This is a genomic window from Niallia sp. FSL W8-0177 (assembly GCF_038006285.1).
Classification (GTDB): Bacteria; Bacillota; Bacilli; order Bacillales; family Cytobacillaceae; genus Niallia; species Niallia circulans_A.
Genome location: NZ_JBBOUX010000001.1, coordinates 1,711,582 through 1,721,845 on the forward strand (window position 1 = coordinate 1,711,582; position 10,264 = coordinate 1,721,845).

General features: G+C 34.0%; 11 protein-coding genes. 8 read left to right on the top strand and 3 right to left on the bottom strand.

What is annotated here, in order from left to right; genetic code table 11:
- Positions 1-8: 8 nt before the first annotated feature.
- Both NST77_RS08360 and NST77_RS08365 read left to right on the top strand, forming a co-directional pair.
- Positions 9-1,271, top strand: a complete 1,263-nt coding sequence (locus NST77_RS08360) for an L-lactate MFS transporter (RefSeq protein WP_171509630.1) — start codon at positions 9-11, stop codon at positions 1,269-1,271.
- Positions 1,272-1,421: 150 nt separating this feature from the next.
- Positions 1,422-2,333, top strand: a complete 912-nt coding sequence (locus NST77_RS08365) for an AEC family transporter (RefSeq protein ID WP_095328776.1) — start codon at positions 1,422-1,424, stop codon at positions 2,331-2,333.
- Between the two features lie 57 nt (positions 2,334-2,390).
- On the opposite strand, the gene NST77_RS08370 is transcribed toward NST77_RS08365, so the two are convergent.
- Positions 2,391-3,533 (bottom strand): CAP domain-containing protein, encoded by a 1,143-nt coding sequence (locus NST77_RS08370; RefSeq protein WP_341122892.1) that lies wholly within the window; start codon positions 3,531-3,533, stop codon positions 2,391-2,393.
- A gap of 288 nt (positions 3,534-3,821) precedes the next feature.
- Between NST77_RS08370 and NST77_RS08375 the strand changes: the two genes are divergently transcribed.
- From NST77_RS08375 to NST77_RS08385, 3 genes are all read left to right on the top strand, one after another.
- On the top strand, positions 3,822-3,953 hold the full coding sequence (locus NST77_RS08375) for a hypothetical protein (RefSeq protein WP_268874827.1): 132 nt from the start codon (positions 3,822-3,824) through the stop codon (positions 3,951-3,953).
- A 165-nt stretch (positions 3,954-4,118) separates the two neighbouring features.
- Complete coding sequence (locus NST77_RS08380; protein ID WP_095328778.1) at positions 4,119-5,192, top strand: branched-chain amino acid aminotransferase; 1,074 nt, start codon at positions 4,119-4,121, stop codon at positions 5,190-5,192.
- A 36-nt stretch (positions 5,193-5,228) separates the two neighbouring features.
- Entirely contained in the window at positions 5,229-5,465 is a 237-nt protein-coding gene (locus NST77_RS08385) for a hypothetical protein (protein ID WP_141231323.1), read from the top strand.
- Positions 5,466-5,568: 103 nt separating this feature from the next.
- Here NST77_RS08385 and NST77_RS08390 read toward each other — a convergent pair whose 3' ends face one another.
- Entirely contained in the window at positions 5,569-6,396 is an 828-nt protein-coding gene (locus NST77_RS08390; protein WP_095328779.1) for a Cof-type HAD-IIB family hydrolase, read from the bottom strand.
- A gap of 262 nt (positions 6,397-6,658) precedes the next feature.
- Between NST77_RS08390 and NST77_RS08395 the strand changes: the two genes are divergently transcribed.
- The 3 genes from NST77_RS08395 to pepF all read left to right on the top strand — a co-directional run bounded on the left by NST77_RS08395 (position 6,659) and on the right by pepF (position 9,274).
- Positions 6,659-6,862, top strand: coding sequence for an IDEAL domain-containing protein (locus NST77_RS08395; RefSeq protein ID WP_095328780.1), 204 nt, complete (start codon positions 6,659-6,661; stop codon positions 6,860-6,862).
- A gap of 409 nt (positions 6,863-7,271) precedes the next feature.
- Positions 7,272-7,403: a hypothetical protein gene (locus tag NST77_RS08400; protein ID WP_341122893.1), complete on the top strand. Its 132-nt coding sequence runs from the start codon at positions 7,272-7,274 to the stop codon at positions 7,401-7,403.
- Between the two features lie 80 nt (positions 7,404-7,483).
- Positions 7,484-9,274: an oligoendopeptidase F gene (gene pepF, locus NST77_RS08405; protein ID WP_341122894.1), complete on the top strand. Its 1,791-nt coding sequence runs from the start codon at positions 7,484-7,486 to the stop codon at positions 9,272-9,274.
- Between the two features lie 67 nt (positions 9,275-9,341).
- On the opposite strand, the gene NST77_RS08410 is transcribed toward pepF, so the two are convergent.
- Complete coding sequence (locus tag NST77_RS08410) at positions 9,342-10,244, bottom strand: LysR family transcriptional regulator (protein ID WP_095328783.1); 903 nt, start codon at positions 10,242-10,244, stop codon at positions 9,342-9,344.
- Positions 10,245-10,264 lie beyond the last annotated feature (20 nt).

A 10,264-nucleotide genomic window follows, 5' to 3' on the forward strand; every position in this document is an offset into this window, starting at 1 on the left:
GTATTACAATGAAAACAAAAAATCGTTGGCTTATTGCTTTATCTGCAGTTGGTATTCATATTTCAATCGGATCTGTATACGCATGGAGTGTATTTACAAAGCCGCTTGAATCACAGTATAATTGGACATTAACGAGTATTTCCTGGACTTTTAGTATTGCGATCTTATTTTTAGGATTATCAGCGGCGTTTTTAGGACATTTTGTTGAAAAATACGGACCACGAACTTCCGGCATGTTGTCTGCTTGTATGTTCGGTTTAGGGATGGCTGGTGCTGGATTTGCTACAAGTATCGAATCTTTACCACTTCTCTACATTACTTATGGAATGTTTGGGGGGATTGGCTTAGGGGTTGGGTATATTACTCCTGTATCAACATTAGTTAAGTGGTTTCCGGACCGCAGAGGATTGGCAACTGGATTAGCTATTATGGGATTTGGTTTTGCTGCAATGATCAGTAGCCCAGTTATGAATCATTTAATTAATACAGTTGGTATATCTAATACTTTTTATATTCTTGCAGCTGTTTATTTTGTTATTATATTTGTTTCAGCACAATATTTAGAAGCACCTCCAAAAGGTTATTTGCCGAAAGGTTTTCAGCAATCAGTTGAAGCTGGTAATGTAATAGTAAAGGAAGATTTATCACAATTAACAGCAAATGAAGCAGTTAAAACAAAAAGATTTTGGGCGTTATGGATTATGCTATTTATCAACATCACATGTGGTATTGCTATTCTTGCCGTTGCTTCGCCCATGGGACAGGAATTGGCAGGCATGTCAGTTGCGGGTGCTGCGACACTAGTTGGGATTATGGGTGTATTTAATGGAGTTGGAAGAATTGCATGGGCTACAATTTCTGACTATATCGGCAGACCCAATGTATATACTTTGTTTTTTGCTGTTCAAGTAGTTGCATTCTTTGCACTGCCACATTTACATCATTATATTGCTTTTTCCATCATTATTTTTATAATTATGTCTTGCTATGGTGGAGGTTTCGCGTCCATTCCAGCTTATATTGGTGATATTTTTGGCACAAAACAGCTAGGGGCTATTCATGGTTATATTCTTACAGCTTGGTCAGCTGCAGGTGTTGCTGGACCTAGCATTGTATCATGGATTCGTGACACAACAGGAAGCTATCAAGGAACATTACTTGTTTTCTCTTGTATGTTTATTGTATCTCTGGCTGTTTCTTTACTTATTCGTTTAGATATTCGCAGATTAAAAGAATTGAATAAATCAGTGACAGAAAGTAATAGCTTCTAATAGTATTTAAAAAAGACTTATCACGTTTGATGCATCTAAAATTTTCTCAAACGTAATAAGTCTTTTTCTATCTAAGTCTTTGCAAGTATACGGATTAGTAGTATAGTAGGTTCATTGGAAATTTGCAGCTTAGTTAGGGGAAATTAGAAAATGGAAAATTTTAATACGCAATTTTTGTATTCCGTGATTATTATTGGCATGGGGTATTTCTTTAAACAAAGAAATATTATTAAAGAAAAAGATGGAGAAGGGCTTGCAAGGATCATTTTCAATATTACTTTACCTTGTTTAATCATCACCACCTTACATAATGTCATAATTGAAAAATCTTTGTTAATATTGGTATTTCTTGGTTTATTCTATGGTGTTCTTATTTCCATAATTGGACTATTTCTGTTCCGAAATGAAGCGAATAAGCAAAAAGGGATGTTAGGTATGTTGATACCCGGATTTAACATTGGTATTTTTGCATATCCTTTGGTGCAGGGTATATGGGGGGCTGAAGGGATAAAATATTTTGGTATGTTCGATATTGGGAATGCCCTTGTCACTTTCGGAATTAGTTATTTAATTGGCAGCTATTATTCACAAGAAGGATCCGAACTTTCAGCGAAGCAAGTGGTAGGGAAGCTGGGACGATCGATCCCGCTGATGACCTATGTACTTATTTTCTTCATCAGTATTGTAGGTATCGAGATACCCCATCAGATAATTGATGTGACATCTACCATTTCGAAGGCTAATATGCCACTCTCTTTGCTGCTTCTCGGTATTTATTTGAACTTTTCTTTTGAAAAGAGTCACTGGAAAGGAATTGGAAGGGTACTAGGGATTCGGTACGGGACAGGGCTTTTTTTAGGCGTACTAGCATATTTTTTATGGCCAGCAGAAGATATGTTTCGTTATACCATTTTAATCTGCTTAATCTTGCCGATGGCATCAAGTGTTTTACCGTATAGTGTGGAGTTTAAATATAACCAACGATTTGTAGGAACTGCTGCTAATTTATCGATAGTCATTAGTTTTTTCTTAATTTGGATGATTGGTAATTTAATTGTATAAATAGAAAGTTTGTTAATCGTAAAAACGAGGCTGGAATCAATTTTCCAGCCTCGTTTTTTATTCTGTCAGGAAGTTTTCGGTATAATATGGTTGAGACTTATTGTTAAAGGCAACTCCTACGCCGAGAGAGGCGAAATCTTTTTGAAGAATATTTTCTCGATGGCCGCTCGAATTCATTAAGCCTTCGTGAGCAAATATACTGCTGTTTTGGCCATAAGCCAAATTTTCCCCTGCTATCGTGTAACGGATACCATCGTTAAGCATGCGATCAAATGGAGATTCACCCTCCAGATTAGTATGGCTGAAATAATTATTTTCTGCCATATCTAAACTATGTTTTTGAGCCGTATCACGAACTGCCTCATTCCAAGTCAGCGGCTTTAAATGGTTATTGACACGACTGGCATTAGTTAAATCAAATAATTGGTATTCAAAGCCTTCTTTTAATTTTTCATTTCCTTCCACATAAAAATCCTTGCGATTTTCTTCTAAGGAAGAGCTGATAATTTGCAGAGCAGTTACGGTGTTATTTTCATGCTTATCAAAGAATACCGTTACATATGAATCATCAAGTGCGAACACTTCGTAATCTCTGTCCTCTGCCATTTTATAAAAAACAAGTCCTTTTCTTATCTCTGTTAATGGTTTTCCTAATGTTTTTAAGACAACTTCTTTCTTTGTTCCTTTTTTTATCCCGTTTGTTGAAGCAATTAAATCTTGATTGGTATATATAGCTTCTACTTGATTATGTTCATCATAGCCTACCATAACAAAATTGTGATAATTTTGATGATAGGCATACCAAGAGATGCCGTATTCATTAATTGTTTCACGCTTTGGTGATCCCAGTGACTTTTCAACCGACTTTTTATCATCGCCGAGAGATATATTATGAATCGAAAAAGGATGGTCTTGCGGTGTAACTAATTCTGGTTTATCAATTTCTTCTGTATCTTCAGTATTTTCTTCAAAATTCCAGTCTGGTAACATATCCTCTGCATCTTTAAAAAAGGATTTTATTTTTTCAAACTCATCAGTAAAAGATTGGAAAAAGGAAGTGATCGAATCTTGATTTATGCGATTTTCCATGGAACCAGAAGGTTTGCTTTCTTCAGCATTATGTCCATTGTCTTTAAGATAAAAATTATATGCCCCATATATAAGGAGAATGGTAATAACCCATTTTAATAGTCTAATCATTGATAGTAACCTCCAATAGTCTTCTAATTATAACCAAAAAAATTAGGTTTAAAACTATTTTATCTGGGTATATTGAGATAGATTGTTTTTCACTTTTTATCCTATTTAATTATTATACCATGTCATTACGTCCTAATTGGTTTGTCTAGACTGTGTAATCAATTTGTAAAGCATCTTTATTATATGTAAACAGTATAAACTGCTATAATGAATATAACCGTTCCCATTTGGGAAATTTTAGTTATAAGCACTCTAGACAGATTTAAGACGGTTTTAAAGGAGGCTACTATGCATTTAATTAGAACCGACATCGATGAGATTTTAACAAACACAGCCGATTTAGAGCAGGAAATATCCACATGGAATTTAATCGACATAGAAATTGATGAACTTTTAGAAGACACAAAGCATTGGAATTAATTGTTGCAACCAAATGTACAAATTTTGTAGATATTGGTTGCTTTTTTTGTGCTGTAAATAACTATTAGTAAAAATTTTTACATCTTTTTTTCGAAATTACTTTCACTACAGTAAGTTTGCGTTATAATAAATAGAAATAATATTTAAGATGAGGAGAATGGAAACGTGACAGATCAAACAATTACTGTGACTTTAGCAAAAGATAAAAAACCGAAACCAGATCCTTCTACATTAGTATTTGGTAAAGTATTTACAGACCATATGTTTATGATGGATTATACAGTAGACAAAGGTTGGCATGATGCTCAAATTTTGCCATATCAACCAATAACTTTAGATCCTGCTTCTGTTATTTTCCACTATGGCCAAGCAGTTTTTGAAGGCATGAAGGCATACTTAACGGAAGAAGGTAAAGTGCTATTATTCAGACCAAAGAAAAATATGGAGCGTTTAAATAAATCAAATGACAGACTTTGTATTCCAGAAATAGATGAAGAGTTTGCCCTAAATGCCTTAACACAATTAATTAATATTGATAGAGAGTGGATTCCGAAAGGGGAAGGTACTTCTTTATACATAAGACCATTTATCATTTCCACACAGCCGTTCTTAGGAGTTGCTGCATCAATTAGCTATAAATTTATGATCATTTTATCTCCTGTTGGTTCGTATTATAAAGAAGGAGTTAAACCGGTTAAAATCTTTGTGGAAAATGAATATGTTCGTGCAGTTGCTGGTGGTACAGGATCTGCTAAAACTGCTGGAAACTATGCAGCAAGCTTAAAAGCGCAGCAAATTGCAAATGAAAGAGGATATTCCCAAGTTCTTTGGCTAGATGGCGTAGAAAAGAAATATATTGAAGAAGTTGGAGCGATGAATGTTTTCTTTAAAATTAATGGGGAAGTATATACCCCTGAATTAAATGGAAGCATACTAGAAGGGGTAACCAGAAGTAGTGTTATGGAGTTGCTGAAATATTGGAATATTCCTGTAACAGAAAGAAAAATAACTATTGCTGAAATCTTTGAAGCACATAAAAATGGTCAATTAGAAGAAGCATTTGGTACAGGAACAGCTGCTGTTATCTCCCCGATTGGTGAGTTCTTCTGGAACGAGGAAAAAATCGTTTTAAATAATGGAGAAACAGGGGAGTTAGCATCCAAATTATATAATACAATTACAGATATTCAAAATGGAAGACAAGAAGATCCATTTGGATGGGCTGTTGAAGTGAAATAATTCCTTTTGCGAGGAAAATAAAGGAGTATCTTAATGGTGAATAAAAGCCACACGCTAAATTTTGGATGGAATTTAATAGCACATAAAGATTATAAACTTTTCTCTAATCAAAATGAATATGTTTTAATGGATTGGGATGGGGACGTTGTCTTATGTGTTTCTGTTCAAGACCATGAGATTGAAATCCTTCGTAGTAATTGGAATCTTCATTTTAAAGTAAATTTAGCTTTTAAAACAATCAAGGTGTTTAATGAGCCTGATGAAGAAGAATGAACCAGTAAATTTTTAAAAGAAGAATAACGGAAATCTTAAAAGAGATAAAGCTTCGATTATAAATCGAAGCTTTATCTCTTTTATATGCGAATAAAATAAATCATTAAACAGATTTCGTAACCAAGGGTTCTAAAATAAACATATCGATTACCTTTGCTATACCATCGTTGTTATTTGTATCAGTTACGTAATCTGCAAGCTGCTTTACATCATCTGGCGCATTGCCCATAGCAACTCCAAGGCCAGCAAATTCAATCATGGCAACATCGTTATAACTATCACCTATTGCAATCACTTCTTCTCTAGAGATACCAAGTTTTTCAATAAGTATCGCTAAGCTCGTCCCTTTAGTAACACCTAATTCAGTAAATTCAAGAAAGTATGGCTTAGAGCGCATGACACTTAAATCATTAGCCAATTCTTTTTGTAGTCTTGCTTCTACCTCTTTAAGATAATTTTCTTCTTTCACCATTAATACTTTTACAACAGGAGAAGAAACGGTCTGCTTAAAATCCGCAACTGTTTTTATCGGCAAGCCTGTAAGTTTTCCTTCGATTTCGGTAAAAGGATTATTTTCTTGCGTAATAATTTCGTCATTCATATAAGTATGAATCCAAATGTTTTCTCTCTGGCTCAAATCAAATAGCTGGTGAACAGTTTCGGGAGAAAGTGTACTGCTGAATAATTCTTCGTTTGTTTGACAGTTAGTTATTTTTGCTCCATTGAATGAAAGAATAAAACTGCCATATTCCGCAAGTCTTAATTCTTTTGCCGCGTCCAGCATTGCATATGTTGGTCTTCCAGAAGCGAGAACTACTTTTACACCTTTTTCTTGTGCAAGCATTAAAGCAGTTTTGGTTGCTTCTGAAATAATATGGTCATCTGTTAATAAAGTATCATCCATATCTAATACGATCATTTTATAGCTCATCTGTATTTCCCCTTTCATAACCTCTTTACAGAATACATGAAAATAGAGAAATAGCCAATATCAAATTGGTGATAAAAGAGCGAAACAAAACTTCGAATTGCACCTTTTTATGTTTATAAATTTCTCTAGTGGGAAGTAATTAAATACAGTTACTAATTAGGAGTTAAATAAAAAATAAAATGGAATAAATTACCTCAAAAAAGTATTTGAATTATCAGAATATTACTGCTATACTATAAAAAAGAACAAGGGGTTGATTCAAATGGAAAAATATTTATTAAATGCACCAAAACAGTCTGTAGGAAATGTTGTGGATTCTTTATTTGCAGAAATGGTATTGGAAAAGGCCCTTTATGACTTTCAAAAAGCTGCACTAAAAAAACAAATCGATGAAACATTAATTGCTGGTGACAAAGAATTATTTTATCGTTTAACAAAAGAATTAAATCAATTAACTGCAAAATAACTACCGTAAAATATATAATATACTCATATTCGCTATCCTTGAGGAGAAAAACCTCGCTATATTTCTGAGAAGAAATTCAAGCGAGGTTTTCGCCTGAAAAAGGATAGTTTTTTTATTCCATTACCTAATTTCAGAACAAATAAAAACTGCTGATAAACAATATGTTTATCAGCAGTTTAAGGGACACTTAAGTGTGTCCTACGTATTGAGGCAATAAACTACGCTCCACATAGCGCAATAACGTTCATTGACTTATTCAATATAGCTCATCGCTTGATAAATATATCACATATAAATGATGCTGACAAGCTTTTTAAAAGAATAGTAGTTTTATTGTCCAATTGAGCATACGGACTGCATTGTTTTCCGAAAAATTAGCATTGCTTTTGAACATGTTAAAAAACTGCCAATGGAGCTTATTAATTGTCACAAAACTAAATTAGATATTGATCGTCATTCCAAAATAGAAGAAAGAGTAGTATTAGTCTTTTCTGCTTTACATAAAAGCATTCTGCTATGTATCATTATTGCATATACATAAAATCTCTTCTATTTTAAACAAAATGATAAGACTTTTATAAATAAGGGTAAAATAGAAACAGAAAGAATGGGAGGAAGTTTATGCAAACATATAAAACAAGGGAAGAAGTTGCTGATTGTGAAAAATGGAATTTACGTGATATATACGAATCAGAGGCTGCGTGGGATAACGATTTAGAAGCGGTAAAAGAAAAAATAACGACTCTTTCAGGATTCAACGGAAAAATTACAAACGGAACAACCTTATTAGCATATCTAACATTATCAGAGAAAGTTAGTTATTTATATAGGAAAGTCTACGCATATGGCATGCTTCTTTTAGACCTAGATACACGGAATACACATGCTCAAAGTCTTATTGAAAAAGCTCGGTTAGTAGGCCAAAAATATAGTAGTGCCACTGCCTTTTTTATGCCATATTTATTATCCTTAGATGAGCAGGAATTGAATACTTACATACAAGAAGAAGAGGGCTTAGCGTATTTTGAAAAAGATCTCTTGGAATCTTTCCGCTATAAAAAACATGTATTAAGCAAAGAGAAAGAAGAGGTACTATCTGAACTTGGAGAATCGTTATCTGTTCCTAGTAATGTGTTCGGTATGATAAATAATGCAGATATAACCTTTGGGGAAGTAACAACTGATAATGGTGAAAAGATTGAATTAACAAGAGGAATGTATGCAAAAAGAATAGAAGATGAGGACCGAGATGTTAGAAAAGAAGCTTATTTGGCGTATTATAAGCCATATATTGGTCTTAAGAACACAATTGCTGCGACCTTTAGCGCCGCCGTTAAAAACAATGTAAAAACAGCAAAACTTCGAAATTATCCTTCTGCTTTAGAAAAAAGTTTATTTGGTGATCAAGTACCTGTTGAGGTTTACGATAATTTAATTAGTACGACGAGAAAAAATTTACCTTATATGGATGACTATATGAATTTTCGTAAGAAACGGCTGCAACTTGATGAGCTTCATGCTTATGACTTAAGCGTTCCACTAGTTGGCGAGGCCGCTAAAGAAGAGATCAGCTATGATGATGCTTTTCAGATTATGCTGGAGGCGCTGAAGCCTCTTGGTGAAGAATATTTAAGTGTGTTAAAAACATTTAAAGAAAAACGATATATAGATGTACGTGAAACTCCTGGGAAACGTTCAGGTGCTTACAATTTAGGCTTATATGGCGTCCATCCGTATATTTTACTGAACCATCGAGATGATTTAGATAGCTTATTCACCTTAGCTCACGAATGCGGACATGGTATGCACTCTTATTTTAGTAGTAAGCATCAGCCGCAAATAAGTGCAGGATATAGTATTTTTGTTGCGGAAGTAGCATCTACTGTTAATGAAGTCTTATTAATTCGTCATTTGTTAAAAACAGAAGATGACGAAACAAAACGCGAGCATTTATTGCATCATTTTATTGATAGCTTTAAAGGAACCTTCTTTACACAAGTTATGTTTGGTGAGTTTGAAAAAGCGGTTCATGAACAAGCAGAAAAAGGGTTGCCACTGTCTTTGGATTTTTTCAATCAAACCTATGAAGAATTATTTAAAGCATACAATGGCAGTGCTTTAATAATAGACGAACAAGTGAAATATGGATGGGCAAGAATTCCGCATTTCTATCGTCCATTTTATGTATATAAATATGCGACTGGCTTTGCTTCTGCGATTAATATTGCTGATAAACTTCTCGAAGGAAAGAAAGAAGATGTAGAGAACTATTTAGAGTTTTTAAAAAGCGGAAGTTCGGATTATCCTCTTGAACTTCTAAAGAAAACCGGTGTCGATTTGACCAGTCCTGAACCAATTAATCATGCATTAACAATTTTTCATTCTTTAGTGAAGGAAGTATTAAAAAAATAAAAAAGTTTTCACAAAAAAATAAGGGTCCATTACCTTTTGCAAAAGTGTGGCCCTTATTGCTTCTTTGTTACTGATATTTTTCTAGAATCGTGAAAAAGTCGATGATAAATCGACGAAATGTTTGTACAGAAGGTGGCAATTCTCGATTACTTGGTACGATGATACCAACTGTACGACTAATAATTGGATCCTCAATAGGAACCTTCACTGTAAATTTGGGAACAGTATCATAAAATGTACTCTCTGGAAGAAGAGTTACACCCATTCCTGCGGAAACTAACCCTTTGATTGCATCTAAATCCTCCCCCTCAGCATTAATATTAGGTAAAAATCCTTCTTGTTTACATGCATCAATCGCGATTTTTTGCAATATATATCCTTCGGGAAATAAAACAAATTCATCATTTCGCAGATCCCGTAAGCGTAGTGATTTTCTTTCACTCAAAATATGATTGCTTGGTAATAGTGCGAAGATTTTCTCTGTAAATAGAATATTTCCTGTTAATAAGAAGTCATCTGTTGGTACAGGTCCTAAAAATGCTAAATCTATATCTCTATTTTTTACACCTTCGGTTAAAAAGTGATAAGAGCCTTGCCTTAATTGAAACTTTACATGTGGATGCTTTTCTTTAAATGCTGATATGACAGTAGGCAGTAAGTGGCTTGCAAGACTAGTTGGAAAGCCAATTTTAATCGAACCTCTTTCTGGGTCCAGATAGGCATTAACTTGTTCTACAGCTCGATCAACTGATTTCAGGATTGATTGGGAGTGGGTTAAAAAAATTTTTCCAATTGGAGTTAATTTAACATTTCTTCCTTCTCGTTCAAATAATTGAACACCTAATTCATCCTCCAAATTTGCAATTTGACGACTAACAGCAGATTGAGCAACATGAAGATGCTCAGCAGCTTCTGAGACATGCTCTCTTTCAGCTACTTCAATAAAGTATTTTAGTTGTCTAAGTTCCATTTTTACCGACCTTCTTTATA